The sequence below is a fragment of the Puniceibacterium confluentis genome, assembly GCF_007923445.1.
GTDB lineage: Bacteria > Pseudomonadota > Alphaproteobacteria > Rhodobacterales > Rhodobacteraceae > Puniceibacterium > Puniceibacterium confluentis.
The window spans coordinates 91026-106093 of the sequence record NZ_VOJI01000007.1; the positions used below are offsets into that span (position 1 = coordinate 91026).

The 15068-nt window shown below is 63.7% G+C and carries 14 protein-coding genes; 5 read left to right on the plus strand and 9 right to left on the minus strand.

What is annotated here, in order from left to right; all coding sequences use genetic code 11:
• Window positions 1–115 precede the first annotated feature (115 nt).
• Both FOY53_RS09805 and FOY53_RS09810 read left to right on the plus strand, forming a co-directional pair.
• Entirely contained in the window at window positions 116–862 is a 747-nt protein-coding gene (locus FOY53_RS09805; RefSeq protein ID WP_146588262.1) for a 4Fe-4S dicluster domain-containing protein, read from the plus strand.
• A gap of 1 nt (window position 863) precedes the next feature.
• Window positions 864–1736: a dimethyl sulfoxide reductase anchor subunit family protein gene (locus tag FOY53_RS09810; RefSeq protein ID WP_146588263.1), complete on the plus strand. Its 873-nt coding sequence runs from the start codon at window positions 864–866 to the stop codon at window positions 1734–1736.
• A gap of 51 nt (window positions 1737–1787) precedes the next feature.
• Here the strand turns inward: FOY53_RS09810 and FOY53_RS09815 are convergent, their stop codons facing one another.
• Window positions 1788–2663: a DMT family transporter gene (locus FOY53_RS09815; protein ID WP_146588265.1), complete on the minus strand. Its 876-nt coding sequence runs from the start codon at window positions 2661–2663 to the stop codon at window positions 1788–1790.
• Window positions 2653–3366 carry a tRNA (5-methylaminomethyl-2-thiouridine)(34)-methyltransferase MnmC2 gene (gene mnmC2 / locus FOY53_RS09820; RefSeq protein WP_146588267.1) on the minus strand — a complete coding sequence of 238 codons (714 nt, stop codon included), beginning with the start codon at window positions 3364–3366 and terminating at the stop codon, window positions 2653–2655. Before mnmC2 ends, FOY53_RS09815 begins: the two co-directional genes overlap by 11 nt.
• A 49-nt stretch (window positions 3367–3415) precedes the next feature.
• On the opposite strand from mnmC2, the gene FOY53_RS09825 reads away from it, so the two are divergent.
• Complete coding sequence (locus FOY53_RS09825) at window positions 3416–4450, plus strand: NAD(P)/FAD-dependent oxidoreductase (protein ID WP_146588269.1); 1035 nt, start codon at window positions 3416–3418, stop codon at window positions 4448–4450.
• On the opposite strand, the gene pdxR is transcribed toward FOY53_RS09825, so the two are convergent.
• The 4 genes from pdxR to FOY53_RS09845 all read right to left on the minus strand — a co-directional run bounded on the left by pdxR (window position 4447) and on the right by FOY53_RS09845 (window position 9198).
• Entirely contained in the window at window positions 4447–5949 is a 1503-nt protein-coding gene (gene pdxR / locus FOY53_RS09830; protein WP_146588271.1) for a MocR-like pyridoxine biosynthesis transcription factor PdxR, read from the minus strand. The genes FOY53_RS09825 and pdxR overlap by 4 nt on opposite strands.
• 96 nt (window positions 5950–6045) lie before the next feature.
• A complete protein-coding gene (locus FOY53_RS09835; protein WP_146588273.1) occupies window positions 6046–6723 on the minus strand; it encodes a DUF2270 domain-containing protein in 678 nt (225 codons plus the stop codon).
• A gap of 149 nt (window positions 6724–6872) precedes the next feature.
• Window positions 6873–8561 carry a KpsE/RkpR family capsule polysaccharide export protein gene (locus tag FOY53_RS09840; protein ID WP_146588275.1) on the minus strand — a complete coding sequence of 563 codons (1689 nt, stop codon included), beginning with the start codon at window positions 8559–8561 and terminating at the stop codon, window positions 6873–6875.
• Complete coding sequence (locus FOY53_RS09845; RefSeq protein WP_146588277.1) at window positions 8539–9198, minus strand: ABC transporter ATP-binding protein; 660 nt, start codon at window positions 9196–9198, stop codon at window positions 8539–8541. Before FOY53_RS09845 ends, FOY53_RS09840 begins: the two co-directional genes overlap by 23 nt.
• A gap of 287 nt (window positions 9199–9485) precedes the next feature.
• Between FOY53_RS09845 and FOY53_RS09850 the strand changes: the two genes are divergently transcribed.
• Window positions 9486–10271 (plus strand): MBL fold metallo-hydrolase, encoded by a 786-nt coding sequence (locus FOY53_RS09850; RefSeq protein WP_146588279.1) that lies wholly within the window; start codon window positions 9486–9488, stop codon window positions 10269–10271.
• A gap of 180 nt (window positions 10272–10451) precedes the next feature.
• Here the strand turns inward: FOY53_RS09850 and FOY53_RS09855 are convergent, their stop codons facing one another.
• The 3 genes from FOY53_RS09855 to FOY53_RS09865 are packed head-to-tail and all read right to left on the minus strand — an operon-like array spanning window position 10452 to window position 13509.
• Window positions 10452–11096 (minus strand): GntR family transcriptional regulator, encoded by a 645-nt coding sequence (locus FOY53_RS09855; protein ID WP_146588281.1) that lies wholly within the window; start codon window positions 11094–11096, stop codon window positions 10452–10454.
• Window positions 11093–12268, minus strand: a complete 1176-nt coding sequence (gene argE / locus FOY53_RS09860) for an acetylornithine deacetylase (protein WP_146588283.1) — start codon at window positions 12266–12268, stop codon at window positions 11093–11095. Before argE ends, FOY53_RS09855 begins: the two co-directional genes overlap by 4 nt.
• A gap of 44 nt (window positions 12269–12312) precedes the next feature.
• Window positions 12313–13509 (minus strand): M24 family metallopeptidase, encoded by a 1197-nt coding sequence (locus FOY53_RS09865; RefSeq protein WP_146588285.1) that lies wholly within the window; start codon window positions 13507–13509, stop codon window positions 12313–12315.
• Between the two features lie 451 nt (window positions 13510–13960).
• On the opposite strand from FOY53_RS09865, the gene FOY53_RS09870 reads away from it, so the two are divergent.
• Entirely contained in the window at window positions 13961–15061 is a 1101-nt protein-coding gene (locus FOY53_RS09870) for an ABC transporter ATP-binding protein (protein WP_146588287.1), read from the plus strand.
• The last annotated feature ends 7 nt before the right edge of the window (window positions 15062–15068 follow it).

A 15068-nucleotide genomic window follows, 5' to 3' on the forward strand; every position in this document is an offset into this window, starting at 1 on the left:
TTTCGCAAAAGTTTTGCCAAAAGTCTTTTCAAGACTTTTGCGCGGCGGCGCCATGTGCACGGTGTCGGCCCCACGTCGACAAAACGCAACGCAAACTCTGCACAATCGGGGAAAAATGACCGAGTTGCCCGCCACCTCGACCCGAAAGCTCGGGCTTGTGATCGACCTCGACACCTGTGTCGGCTGTCACGCCTGCGTCATTTCCTGCAAGGGCTGGAACACTGAAAACTATGGCGCACCGCTGTCGGATCAGGATCCCTACGGCGGCGACCCATCCGGCACTTTCCTGAACCGCGTTCATTCGTACGAAGTTCTGCCGGACACCGGCCCTGCGCAGCTCGTCCATGTCCCAAAATCCTGTCTGCACTGTGAAGACGCCCCCTGCGTCACGGTCTGTCCCACCGGCGCGAGTTACAAGCGGGTCGAGGACGGCATCGTTCTGGTCAACGAAACGGACTGTATCGGCTGTGGCCTCTGCGCCTGGGCCTGTCCTTACGGCGCGCGCGAACTCGACGCCGCCGAAGGTGTGATGAAAAAATGCACCCTCTGCGTCGACCGGATCTACAATCAGAACCTGCCCGAAGTGGACCGCGAACCCGCCTGCGTGCGGACCTGCCCGGCCAACGCCCGCCATTTCGGTGATCTGGCCGATCCGGACAGCGCCGTTTCCCGGCTGGTGGTCGCGCGGGGTGGGATGGATCTGATGCCCGAGCAGGGCACCCGGCCGGTGAACAAGTATCTGCCGCCGCGCCAGAGGGACGCCTGGGCCGACACGTCGGTCCTTGCCCCCTTTCTGACCCCGGTGGCAGAGGAGCCGCGCGGGTTCCTGGGCTGGCTGGACAAGGCTCTGGACAAACTCTGACATGCATCCGGCTCCGTCGATCATCGCATTTACCACGTTTTCCGGCCTTGGCTTCGGATTGCTGTTCTGGCTTGGAGTCGACCCGACGCCGCCGAAAGGCTGGGTCGCCTTCGCGTTTTTCTGCATCGGGTTTGCGCTGGCCGTCGGTGGCCTTGCCGCTTCGACACTGCATCTGGGCCGCCCCGAGCGCGCGCTCAAGGCCTTCAGCCAATGGCGCAGCAGCTGGCTGTCGCGCGAGGGCTGCTGTGCGGTTGCGGCGCTTGGCGCCATGGGGGGGTATGGGGCCTGTCTGATCTTTGCCGGGCTCAATATCGCGCCGCTGGGGTGGCTGGGTGCGGCGTTGTCGCTGCTGACCGTCTTCACCACCTCGATGATCTACGCCCAGCTCAAGAGCGTGCCGCGCTGGTACAGCCGCTGGACCCCGGTGCTGTTTCTCAGCCTGTCGCTGGCAGGGGGGGCGCTGCTGTCAGGCCGGGTGATCATGGCCATGGTGCTGATGCTGATCGCAGGAGGCGTCCAGATCTGGTGGTGGCACCGGGGGGACGGCGCCCTGCGCGCCTCGGGGACAACTTTGGGCACAGCCACCGGACTGGGCGGAAGAGGCGAAGTGCGTGCCTTCGAGCCGCCCCACACCGGCACCAATTATCTGCTGCGCGAAATGGTCTATGTCGTCGCCCGCCGCCACGTGCTGAAACTGCGGGGACTGGCGCTGATCCTGATGCTGGTACTGCCGGTCGCGCTGCTGCTTTTGCCGTTCCACCACATCTCGGCTGCCCTGGCTGTGCTGTGCCACATCGCCGGCGTGCTCATCTCGCGCTGGCTGTTCTTTGCAGAGGCCGAGCATGTCGTGGGGCTGTACTACGGCAAGCGTTAGGGGCTGCTGTCCCTGCGACATCGCCAGCGGCGTCTCGGGACGTGCGCGCCTTTAGAGCACCTGCTTTTTCTTGCGTGCCCGCGCCAGAGTGAACAGGCCAGCGCCGACAATGATGGCCGCACCCAGCGCCACGTTCGGTCGCAGCGTTTCCTGAAACACCAGCATGCCGATCCCGGCGGTGAACGGCAGCTGGAGATAGGCAAACGGCTGCACTGCGCTGGCCTCGGCGGCCTCATACGCCTTGATCAGCAGGAAATGCCCGCCCGCCCCGGTCAGACACAGCACGGACATCCAGACCCAGTCCGGGCCGCTCATGCTCTGCCAGTAAAACACGCCGATGGCGGTGGCCAGAACCGACCCGACCGTCCCGGTCCAGAAAAAGCTGGTGGCGGCGGTGTCCTTGCGTGCCACGTAGCGCGTGAGCAGGCCATAGAGTGCGAACATCAGCGCGGCGACCAGCGGAATGATGGCGTAGGGCGAGAACACGCCGCCGTCCGGTTGCAGAATGATCATCACCCCGACAAATCCGATGCCGATGGCAGACCACCGCCGCCAGCCCACATGCTCGCCCAGCACCGGCCCCGACAGCGCGGCAATCAGCAGGGGATAGCAGGCAAACACCGCATGGCTTTCGACCAGCCCGAGGTAGACAAAGGCGGTGATCATCACCAGAATCTCGGTGGTCAGCAGGACCCCGCGAAAGGCCTGGACCAGGGGCTGATCGGTGCGTGCGGCATTGCGCAGCCCGCCTGCCTGGCGCGCCGCGAGCGTCAGCACGAAGGCCGCGAAGAACCAGTAGCGGATCATCACCACCATGTAGACATTGTACTGTCCGGCCAGATGGCGCGAAATCGCGTCCTGCACGGCGAACACCAATGTGGTTGCGACCATCAGCAGGACGCCGCGTTTCGTGTCGTTACTGGTCATCCGGGCAGGGCTTTCCGTGTGGGAGAAGGTCGGCGGCGCCTTTGCGCGCTGCGGTCATGTGACGCTTGCGTCCGTATCCCGGGATCCGGGTGACCTCAAGCCCTGCGGCCTGCAGCGCGCGGCGGACATGGCCCGCGGCGGAATAGGTGGCGGCGGTCCCGCCCGGACAGGTGTGTTCTGCCACTTGTTTCAGCAGATCCGGTTCCCAGAGCTCGGGATTTTTCGCCGGGGAAAACCCGTCCAGAAACCAGGCGTCGGCCTTCTGGGTCCATGCTGGCAAGCTGGTGCGGGCATCGCCGGGGATCAGGCGGAACCGCAGATCAGCCAGGCTGACGTCCGTTGACCCGTCGCGCCAGTAAGGCGCCAGTTCGGCGGCGATCTGCACAACCTCGGGAAACGCCGACTGCGCCCGGATCATATCGGCCGCGGGCAGCGGAAACGCTTCGAAAGTGGTGAAATGCAGGGTGCCGGTCTGTCCGCTGCTGCGCCACAGGTGCAGCGCGGCCAGCAGGTTGAGACCGGTGCCGAACCCCAGCTCGGCGATGTGGAAACCGTCCCGGAACCGGTCGGGCAGGGCGTTCCCGGCCAGGAACACATGACGTGTTTCCGCCAGCCCGTTGTCGAGCGAATAATATGGATCGTCAAAGCGGGTCGAGACCGGCACGCAGCCATCGCGCCAGTTCAGCGGGTTCTGGTCGGGCATCTGGGAATACTCTAGGTGTCTGCCCGGGATATGCAGAGGACAGCGCACAATGGCAAGCATCGACGTGACCGTTCGCGGGGCCGGGATCTTTGGCCTGTCGGTGGCCTGGGCCTGTGTTGCCCGCGGCGCCCGGGTCCGGCTGGTGGATCCCTTCGGTGCCGGGTCCGGGGCCAGCGGCGGCATCGTCGGCGCGCTGTCACCGCATGTCCCCGAAAACTGGAATGACAAGAAGGCGTTCCAGCGCGATTCACTGCTGATGGCCGAAGAGTTCTGGTCCCGGGTCGAGACGGCGGGCGGAACTTCGGCGGGTTACGGGCGGCTGGGTCGATTGCAGCCGGTGTCGGATGCACGAACGCTGGCGCTGGCCCACGACCGCGCGGTCGGGGCGCAGCAGCTCTGGCTGGGTCAGGCGGACTGGCGGGTGGTCCCGGCGGTCGGGGGCTGGGCTCCGATGTCGCCGACCGGCCTGCTGATCCACGACACCCTGTCGGCACATCTGCATCCGCGCCGGGCGGTGTCGGCTCTGGTTGCCGCCCTGATGGCGCGCGGCGTTTCCGTCGCGGCTGACGGTGCGGATGCGGGGGCCGTGGTCTGGGCAACGGGCTGGCGCGGATTTGATGCCCTGTCACAGGGACGGGCGCGCCCCTTGGGTGTCGGGGTAAAGGGGCAGGCGGTTCTGTTGCGCCATGCGGCGGCGGGTCAGCCTCAGTTGTTTGTCGACGGGCTGCATGTGATCCCGCATCTGGACGGCACCGTGGCCGTCGGGTCGACCAGCGAACGCGAGTTTGACGCAGCGGACACGGTGGACGCGCAGTGTGACGCCTTGCTTGCCCGCGCTGTCGCGGCATTGCCGGTTCTGGCAGGCGCCGAGGTTGTCGAACGCTGGGCCGGCGTGCGTCCCCGCGCCCGCAGCCGCGCACCGATGCTGGGCCACTGGCCGGGACGGCCGGGGCATTTCGTCGCCAACGGCGGTTTCAAGATTGGCTTCGGCATGGCGCCGAAAGTGGCCGAGGTGATGGCCGATCTGGTGCTGGAAGGGCGCGATGCCGTGCCCGAGGGATTTCGGGTCGAGGCGTCGTTCTAGGGGGCCGAGGCTGCATCCTCGGGACGCGGCGCGCTCCGCCCGGTGTCGCTCAGGGCCTGGGCGATCAGGGCAATGCCGTCTGGAATGCGACTGACCGGAATCGAGCTGTACGCCAGCCGGAAATAATTCCTCGGCGCCTCTGCCCCGTTGAAGAAGGGAGCGCCGGGTTCGATCAGCACTTCGCGTCTGTCAAGCTCTGCCGCCAGCACCGTGGTGTCGACATGCGGTGGTGCCTGCATCCAGAAGCTGGAGCCGCCATGCGCCCCCCGTCCGGCAATCTCGAGCCCGTGCCGGGCGATGGCGCTCTCCATCACCTGCCGCCGCTCTGTCAGCGCCCGGGCGGAACGCCGGATCAGGGCATCGTAATGCCCCAGCCGCAGGAAGTGGGCGGCGGTCCGCTGGATATGTCCCGGCGGGTGACGCAGGACCGACGCACGCAGCGCCCGGGCTTCGGCAATGAATTCGGCGCTGCCGACCAGATAGCCCAGCCGCAATCCGGGAAACAGCGACTTGGAAAAGCTGCCGACATAAATCACGCGGCCATCCTCATCCAGACTCTTGAGGGCAGGCATCGGTGGCTGGAGATAGGACATCTCGAATTCGTAATCGTCCTCGACAATCAGCGCGTCCAGTTCGCGCGCCCGCGCCAGCAGGGCATTGCGGCGCGGCAGCGGCATTGTGGCCGAAGTCGGACACTGGTGGCTGGGGGTGGTAAAGATCACATCGGTTTCGTCGGGCAAGGCCTCTGGCGGCAGACCATGCGCGTCGACATCCACTGGAGCCAGCCGGCACCGTGACTGGGTCAGGATATCGCGCAGCGCGTGGTAACAGGGGTTCTCGATCGCGGCCAGCCGACGCTGGCCCAGCAGCACCTGGGTGGTCAGCCACAGCGCATTCTGCGCGCCCAGCGTGATCAGGATCTCGGACGGTGCGGCGACGATTCCGCGGCGCGGCAGGGTGTGGCGCGCGATGAAGGCGACGAGATCGGGATCATCCTGGTCATAGTAATCCCGCGTCAGCGCGTTGAAATCCCGTGCCCCCAGCGCCTGCATCGCGCAGAGACGCCAGTTGGCGTGGTCAAACAGGGCCGGATCGGTCTGCCCATAGATGAACGGATAGCGGTATCGCGCCCAGTCCTGCGGTTTGACGGGGGTGGCGCCGCCGGTAAACCGCGTGGCGATGGCGCGCGACCAGTCGACACGTTCCTCGCGACGGGGCGGGGCGGGAAACCGTGGTGGCTCGGGCGCATTGACCGACACAAAATAGCCCGAACGCCCCCGCGAGGCCAGGTAGTCGTTGGCCAGGAGTTCGGTGTAGGCCAGTGTCACGGTGATCCGGCTGACCCCCAAATGGGCGGCCAGCCGTCGGGTCGAGGGCAGCTTTTCACCACACCGGAAGCGGCCCGACAAAATCCCTTCGGCGACCATCTGCTGAATGCGCGCCTGCAAGGTGCCCTGGGACTGGGCGCTAAGGAAAAAGGTTTCGACCGGGATGGACATCCCTCTGACGATAGTCTGGTCTTAAGATCTGCGCAATCTGGACCGATGCGCGGCGGAGCGCGTCGGCCTCCTCAGACCCCGGCCTTCTCCGCCGTCTCAGCCCATGCTGGTGTGGTCCTTGCGGGCCAGGGCGCGGCGGGCATCGTCGCGCAGGCTCCACAGCGCGATTGTTCCCCAGGCCACGCAGTAGAACGTCCCGATCCCCAGAACATAGATGCCGGGTATCGGTCCGATTGCCGCGCGCTCGGCCAGTTGCGGCAGCGTGGTCAGCGGAGTTGGATGCACGATCAGTTTGCCGACATAGGCGGTGGTCTGGATCAGCAGGATCCAGAAATAGCTGCGACGGATCCGGCGGCCAATCGCGACCGCCATCGAGACGTGATAGCGCGGCGCCCAGTAATCGTCAGCCAGCTGGCGCTGCCAGCCGTCTTCCATGTGCAGATCGCCATCGTGCAGCATTGGGGCGAAAAAATGGATCTCCATCCACCGGCAGCGGGCGCGCCACACATTGAAATAGCGGTAGCGCCTGGCTTCGAGCATCAGGAAAAAGATGATCAGGATGCCGACCAGAACCAGCGGCAAGGGCGAGGCCTGGGGCGAGGAAAACGCAATCGACAGGGCGATGCCAAGCGTCACGACCGCCCAGTTGGTCGTCGTGTCCAGCCGGGTCCGCCAGATCGTCGAGCGATATACTTCGCCACGGTAGAGGTGCGCGATGGCACCGATCTCGGCGGCATCAAGCTTTTTGCGTTCGAACAAGCTCCCTACCGACATCACGCATTCCCCCACCCCAGCGTGCCATGATATCTGCTTAAAAAGCAAGCACTTCGGAGGCCGCAGCGGCGGTGCCGCGGGAAAGAGGCGTCGCTGGCATGTGCCGGGGCGTGAAACGGCCTGTGCGCCCGCGCCGACTCTGGTTCAGCTCAGGACGAGACCTGTTCGCGCAGGATCGAAGCGGTGAGAGAGATCATCAGGTAAATGCCGGAAAAGATCAGGAACGCCAGCATGGTATTCTCGAATTTGCGCGGATAGCTCGCATCTTCGGAGGCCACCGGAACCACCGATGTCGTCAGATACCGCGCCTGGCTGTCAGCATCCCGGCGCGCCTGTTCCAGACGTTCCAGTGCGGTCTGCAGCATCATGTCCCGCGTTGCCAGGTCGGCCTGCGACAACTGGATCTGAATCGCCAGTTCACCCAGCGAGTTTTCACCCGTCGCGGCCGAGGTCATTTCGGCGTTGAGCTCTGCCAGCAGCGTCTCGAGCCGTCGCACATCCCCCCGCGCGCCCTCGACCCGCGACGCGTTGGGGCGCGCGTTGTCGAGCAAGGCCGCGAGCTGCAATTGTTTTTCCTGCAATTGCACTTCGATGTTGTTGACCTGTCCCCGCAGCGCCGCGATCCGGCCTTCGGGGTCCACGATTGACCCTTCCTGCTGCAACCGTACAAGCCGCTCCTGCGCCTCCATGCGGTTGACCTCCGCGTCGGCCAGTCCGGCCTCGGCATCAATCACCGCATTCGAGCGCTTGCGCAGCGACAGGTTGTCGACCCGGTCCTCGGCATAACTGATCAGGGCGCGGGAAAATTCCGCAGCGGTTTCGGGGTCGGCGGCGGCGATCTCCATCTTGATCACACCTTCGGTCGGATCATACCCGATCTCGATGTTGCGCTTGTACAGCTTGTAGGCTTCTTCGTTCGAGGGGTCTTTGCCCAGCCGCTGAATCGGGTCGATCCAGTCCTGCGTGAAGTGCGCCTTGAAACCTTCGTCCTCGTCCAGCCGCAGCATGGCGTCCTTGGAGGTCAGATAGCTCTGCACGGCGATGGCGTCCTGATTGGTGGCGAACTGGGTGCCGGAAAAAAGGCTGCTCATGCCGCCGCCACCACTCTCGGCCTTGAGGATCAGGAATTCGGATTTGGTGGCGTACATCGGCGTCGCCACGGCATAGAAATAATACCCCGCCAGAATCGTCGGCAGAAACACGAAAAATGCCAGCCGGGTCAGCAGCAACAGCGACTTGCGGCGGCGGCGGCGGGCCAGATCCTGCTGGATCCGGCCAATTTCCGCCATCCGCCGTTCGGCCGGGCTGCCGACTTCGGTCGACGGCAGGGTCTGTTTGGCGGTCTGAATGGTCTGCGGCAACTGCACGCGCCCGTCGGAGCGCGCGGGCAATCCCGGTTCGCTGCCCGGTGCGGTGCTTTCGTCCTGCGGGACAACGAGTTCCAGCATGTTGGAGCGCTGAAACGGATCAATTCCACGGCTGCGCAGAAGCCGCACTGCATCAAAATCCGATGTCGGCGCCAGCCCGTGTTTCTGCGCCACACGTCGCGCCATGCGCAACTGGCGCCCGGTGAGCCCCTCCTGGCGGATCGCCTGCATGTCCGTCTCGCCAGCCACCTGTTTGGCAGAGGAAACGTCGCCCGCCAGCGGCGTGCGGGCCTCGGGTTCCGGTTGCGCCGGCCCCCCCGTCACAGGCGCGGGACCCGCAGGCGGAGTGGCCGCGACAGCCGACGCGGTCTCGACCGGCGCTGGCGGTTGCACCGCCTCGGGCTTGCCGGTGCCGTCAGACGCCGTCGAGCGGCGGATGCGAAATTTCTTAGCCTTGGGTTTCATAGTCATAGAGCTGTTTCGCTTCTTCCAAGGTTTCAAACATGTGCAGCCTGCCATCCATCAGAACGGCCGCCTTGCGGGCAAATTTTTCCAGAATCGCGGGCTGGTGCGATACGATGATGATCGTCGTGGTGCGCAGCCGTTCCGCCAGAATATCGCCCGCTTTGCGGTTGAACTCCACATCCGTCGAATTCGGCATGCCTTCGTCGATCAGATAAATATCGAAATCCAGCGCCAACATCAGCGAAAAAGTGAACCGCGAGCGCATCCCAGAGGAGTAGGTGCCAAGCGGCTGGTCAAAGTATTCCCCCAACCCGCAGAGCCAGCGGCAGAAGGATTCGACATAATCCGGATCCAGACCATAGAGCCGGGCTATGAAGCGGGAGTTTTCCATCGCCGAGTGTTTGGAAATCACTCCACCCATGAACCCCAGCGGAAAGGATACCCGGCATGTGCGGCGGATTTCGCCTTCGTCCGGCTTTTCAAGCCCTGCCATCATGCGGATCATCGTGGTCTTGCCGGTGCCGTTGGGCGCGAGAATTCCAAGAGATTCGCCGAGATCGACACGGAACGACGCCCGGTCCAGGATGACCTTGCGCTGAGATCCCGTCCAGAAAGACTTGCTCACATTGTCGAACTCTAACATTCACTGGTCCTGGCACTGCTCTGCCGCGCTCTTATCCGAGCTGGTTTGCGGCCGTCTTAATGGTAAAATTTGTTGATAATATGACTGTTTTTTCAAGGAAATGGCAATCATCTCTCTGTGACGGGCCGCTCGGGCAAACTGACCTTCGCCACGGGCCGCACAGCTGATTTCGCAGGGTCAGGTTCGCAGTGTACGCCCGCCTCCCGTGTCGCTTGGATGCAAGAATGCTTTGAAGTCCGGCGACCGCAGGTTACCTTTCCTGCAGATGCAACCATGGGAGTGGATCCATGACACATACGCGCCGCACATTCCTGCAGGCCGCCGCGATGAGCGCGGGAGCTGTGACCGTCCTGCCCTATTCCGCCCGTGCCGCGGCCCACGCCAGCGACATGTTCCCCACACCGGCGGGGGAGATCACCGTCCATCCGGTGGAACATGCGTCCTTCGTGATGGAGACACCGGCAGGAGTGATCTGCTGCGATCCGGTCGGTGCCGCATCGCTCTACGAAGGCCTGCCGGCGGCGGACATCATCCTGGTGACGCATGAACACGGGGATCACTACAATGCGGACACCCTGACCGCGTTGATGGGCGGGCAGACCGCTCTCCTGACAAACCCTGCCGTCCATGACCTGCTGCCCGAGACCCTCAAATCCAGAGCCAGCCGTATCGGCAACGGCGAAAGCATTGAAATGGCGGGCCTGAAGATTGACGCCGTGCCGGCATACAATTTCACCGAAGGGCGCACCAATTTCCACCCGAAAGGCCGCGACAACGGCTATGTCCTGAGCTTCGATGGCTTTCGGGTCTACATCTCGGGTGATACCGAAGATACCCCGGAAATGCGTGCGCTTGCAGACATAGACATCGCGTTCCTCTGCATGAATTTGCCGTTCACGATGGATGCTCAGGCCGCCGCCTCGGCGGTGGCTGATTTCCGGCCGGACTATGTCTACCCCTACCATTTCCGGGGTCGCGACGGCGGCACCCAGGATCCGGCCGTCTTCGCCGGGCTGGTGAGCGACGCGGTCGAGGTGAAGATCGCGAACTGGTATCCGAACGGGCTCGGCTGACCTGGAGTCCTTGTCTGCCCGAAAACGGTTCCATACCTGTCGGGGGCTCCGCCCCCGGCGCCTTTGGCGCCTCCCCCGGAGTATTTGAAAAGAGAAGAAACAGTGGACCTGCCCTGCAATTCTTCTCTTTTCAAATACTCCCGCCGGAGGCGTCCCGGCTGCAAACCTCTTCGCCTGGGTCTAGAATGTGGACAGTCGTTGAAAGCTCATTGAAATATGGGCGCGGCGGATCAGGGCCGCGGCGTGCAGGTCGTGCGCTCTGAGTGCCGTCTCTGTCTGTTGCATTTCCTCCAGAAAGATGGCGCATTCTTCGGCCAGATCGAGGCGGGGAATTGCCTTGAGCCAGATTCTGGCAGTGCGGAAATAGAGCCGTTCGGCAACGTCGCGCAGGGCATCGTTGCCGCTGAGCGACAGACCGAAGCGATGATAGTCCATGTTGAGTCCGGCAAAGACACGCGGATCGGGACAGGCGACCAGTGCATGGCCGCGCGCGACGAAGTCTTTTATCTCGTCAAGCGTCGCCGCGGTTGCGGGGCGCGGCGACAGGTGTCCGGTCAACTGCGCCAGTTCCAGCCGCAGGGCGTAGGTCTGCGCCAGCTCACCGATCTCGACGTCGGTCACCAGTGTTCCGACGCCGTGGCGCGACACCACCAACCCCTCGTCTTCGAGGCGGGCAAGTGCCCGGCGCAGCGGTGTGCGTGACGTCCCGAATTCCGACGCCAACGCCTCTTCGGACAGGCGGGTGCCGGGCGGGTAGTCGAGCAGGCAGATGCGGCTGCGCAGTTCGACGTAAAGACGCAGGTGGCGGCTGGTGGCCTCACTCATGCCGCGCAGCTTTCTCCGAGACCCCGAAGCATGGAGAGGCAGTCCGAGAGTTGCGCCCTGCTGACGTATTCGTCCGGCTTGTGTGCCTGCGCGATCGAGCCGGGGCCGCAGACCACGGCGGACATGCCCAGTTGCTGGAACAGCCCGGCCTCGGTGTTGAAGGGCACCACATCGGCGGTCTCGCAGCCTGTGAGGGCCGCGACCAGCGTGCGGGCCATGTTGACCTCCATCGGTTCCAGCCCGATCACCTCGCCGATCACCTGGGTCGAGATGTCGGCGCGCGGACTGACGGCGCGCATGGCGGGCAGCAATTCGGTTTCGATGTAGGCTTCGAGCATTTCCTTGACGAATTCCGAATCGCCATACTGGACCGGGCGCATTTCCCATTCGAGTTCGGCCTTGCCGGGAATGACGTTGTGCGCGTGCCCGCCGTGCAGCCTGCCGATGTTCACCGTTGTCCAGGCCGGATCGAACCGCGATTCGCGGGGGGCGCGGCCCTTGAGTTCCTCGGCCAGTTCCATCAGGCGGGTGGCGTATTTCACCGCATAGGCCACGGCGTTCACGCCACGGTCGGGGTTGGATCCATGGCCTTCGAGCCCGGTGAAGCGGGTGGTATATTCGCAGCACCCCTTGTGCCCTTCGATGATGCGCATTTCGGTCGGCTCGCCGATGATGGCAATCGAGGGACGGAAACCGCGCTTTTTCAGCTCGGGAACAAGGGATTTCGCGCCGATGCAGCCGGTTTCCTCGTCATGGGTGAAGCAGAAGTGTATCGGCCGCCGCAGGTTGTGGGTGCTGAAGGGGCCGGCCATGGCGAGGGCGGCAGCGATGAAGCCTTTCATGTCGCATGTGCCGCGCCCCATCAGGAAATCGCCGCGCGTGAGCAGTTCGAACGGGTCCGAAGACCAGTCCTGATCGGTCACCGGCACCACGTCGGAATGGCCTGACAACAGGATGCCACCGTCGCAGTCGGGCCCCAGGGTGCCAAACAGGTTGGCCTTTTTGCCGGTGGTGTCATGGAACAGTTCCACCCGTGCGCCCGCGTCTTCGAGAAGGGTGGCCATATGCGCCATCATTTCGATGTTCGGATCGACCGAGACAGTGGGGTAAGCGATGAGATCGGCGAGGATCGCTTCGGTCCGGGTCAGGAGGCTGGTGTCGGAAAGGCGCATGTCTACCTGTGTCTGGAAAAAGATGTGGCGGAGGGGCGGGGCGGTCAGTCCTTGATAAACATCTTGCGGGGTCGGTCACAGAAGGTTTCTGCCGGGCCGTCGTCCTTGATGACGATGGATTCGGTGATTTCCAGACCCCAGTCGGCCATCCACAGCCCTGGCATGAAATGAAAGGTCATGCCGGGTTCGAGAACGGTTTCGTCCTCGGCCCGCAGCGAGATGGTCCTTTCGCCCCAGTCCGGCGGATAGCTGAGGCCGATGGGGTAGCCACAGCGCGCGCCGCGTTCGATCCCGGCCGATTCCAGCGGTGCCGCAAGGGCGTTGGCGATGTCGCAGGCGCGGTTGCCGGCGCGGGCGACCTCGAGCCCGGCTTCCAGCCCCTCGACCAGTGCGGCCTCGGCACGCACAAAGATATCCGATGGCTGACCAAGAAAGATCGTGCGGCAGAACGGTACGTGATAGCGCCGGTAACAGCCTGAAATCTCGAAGAACGTCGCCTCGCCCTTGTTGAACGGCCGACCGTCCCAGGTCAGGTGCGGCGCTGCGGCATCCGACCCCGACGGCAGCAGCGGCACGATGGCGGCATAGTCGCCCCAGTGTCCGTCGGCACCCATGATCGCGTCGCGCTGGACCTCGGCCACCACCGCGTTCTTGGCGACGCCCGGTTCGACCCGTTCCAGCAGACCGTCGACGATCTTTTCCGAGATCCTGGCGGCACGGCGCATGAACACCAGCTCTTCCTCGGATTTCACGCCACGCTGCCAGTTCACCAGCGCGGTGGCGTCAATCAGTGTCGCATTCGGCAGTTCGGCGGCGAGCGTCATGTACGCCTTGGCGGAGAAATAGTAATTGTCGAGTTCGACGCCGATGCGCTGCTTGTCCAGTCCCATGCCGATCAGCCGTTGCGCCAGATCCTGCATCGGGTGGCGCTCCGTGGATTGCACGTAGTTGTCGGCATAGCCGATGCAGCGGTCATCGCCCATCCACACGGTGCGGATCGCGCCGTTGCTGTCTTGGTTGCGTCCCCACCACACCGGATCGGCGTCGGGCAGCACCAGAACCCCCTGATGCACGTAGAACGACCAGCCATCGTAGCCGGTGAGCCAGGCCATGTTCGAAGGGTCGGTGACCCACAGCAGATCGACGCCCGCCCGGTCCATGGCGGCGCGGGTCTTGGCGAGTCGGCGTTTGTATTCGCCTTCGCTGAAGGGCAGGTCTTTGGCAAAGCGGTGGTTGAGCATCTGGCATCCTTGAAGAATTTGTGACGCGGCTGTTCCTTTGGTGCCTGAATGTGCACAACTTGGCCGCAAGAAAAGCGACATGGCCCTGACGCTTGTGGGACAGTCGCCTATTTTGCTGGCAAAAAGCCTGTGTTGTGTGGTTGATGCCGTCCTGGTTGTGCACAACTTTCGTCCCGGTTTTGCCACCCGGGGGCAATGATTCTGGATCGGCGGGCGCATGATTTGTCGGCACTCAGCCGGGGGCGGAAGGGTGCGGGGCAGGCTGAAGGGGGCATTTTGCCAAATGTTCCGGGCGATTTGGCTGCGGGACGCCAGGAATCTGATCAAATGACCTGTTGTGCCCGCAATTCCGACAGAATTTTCGCAAGGCAGTTGCAACGCGGCCTGTCACGGGGTTTAGTCATGAGTATGACAGCGGAAAAAATCCGCGGAACAAACAGGGAGCCAGTCTTTGACAGATATGGCAAATCAAGATGCGTTCGTTGCCTTCGAACGCGTTCAAAAGAGCTATGACGGCGAAACGCTGGTCGTCAAGGATCTCAACCTGAGCATGCCCAAGGGTGAGTTCCTGACCATGCTTGGGCCGTCGGGGTCTGGCAAGACGACCTGCCTGATGATGCTGGCCGGATTCGAGACCGCGACCCACGGCGCGATCAAGCTGGACGGGGTGTCGATCAACGACATCTCGCCGCACAAGCGTGGCATCGGCATGGTGTTCCAGAACTACGCGCTGTTCCCGCATATGACTGTGGCCGAAAACCTGTCCTTCCCGCTGGAAGTGCGCAAGATGGGCAAGTCGGACCGGGAGGCCAAGATCAAGCGGGCCCTGGACATGGTGCAGATGGGCGCTTTTGCAGGCCGTCGTCCGACTCAACTGTCGGGTGGTCAGCAGCAGCGGATTGCCCTGGCCCGGGCACTGGTGTTCGAACCCGAGCTGGTGCTGATGGATGAACCACTGGGCGCGCTCGACAAGCAGCTTCGCGAGACGCTGCAGTTCGAGATCACCAACCTGGCGCATGATCTGGGTATCACCGTGGTCTACGTGACGCATGACCAGACCGAAGCGCTGACCATGTCCGACCGCGTCGCGGTGTTCGATGACGGCCGCATTCAGCAGCTGGCCCCGCCCGACGAACTGTACGAAAAGCCGCAGAACAGCTTTGTCGCGCAGTTCATCGGTGAGAACAACGCGCTGGACGGCACCGTTCAGGACATCAGCGGCGATCGCTGCACCGTGCGGCTCGACAGTGGCGATTTGATTGATGCGCTGCCGGTCAACGTCTCGAAGTCGGGCGAAAAGACCCGGGTTTCGATTCGTCCCGAGCGGGTCGAATTCAATCCTCAGCTGGGCCCGGATGCGCACACGCTCGAGGCCGAAGTTCTGGAATTCGTTTACATGGGTGACGTGTTCCGCACGCGGCTCAGAGTGGCGGGGCGGGATGACTTTGTCGTCAAGACCCGAAACCGTGCCGACCAGGTGCGCTGCGCCCCGGGCGAGAAGGTCAGGATCGGCTGGTTGCCCGAAGATTGCCGCGCACTGGATGCGCCATAGACTTCAC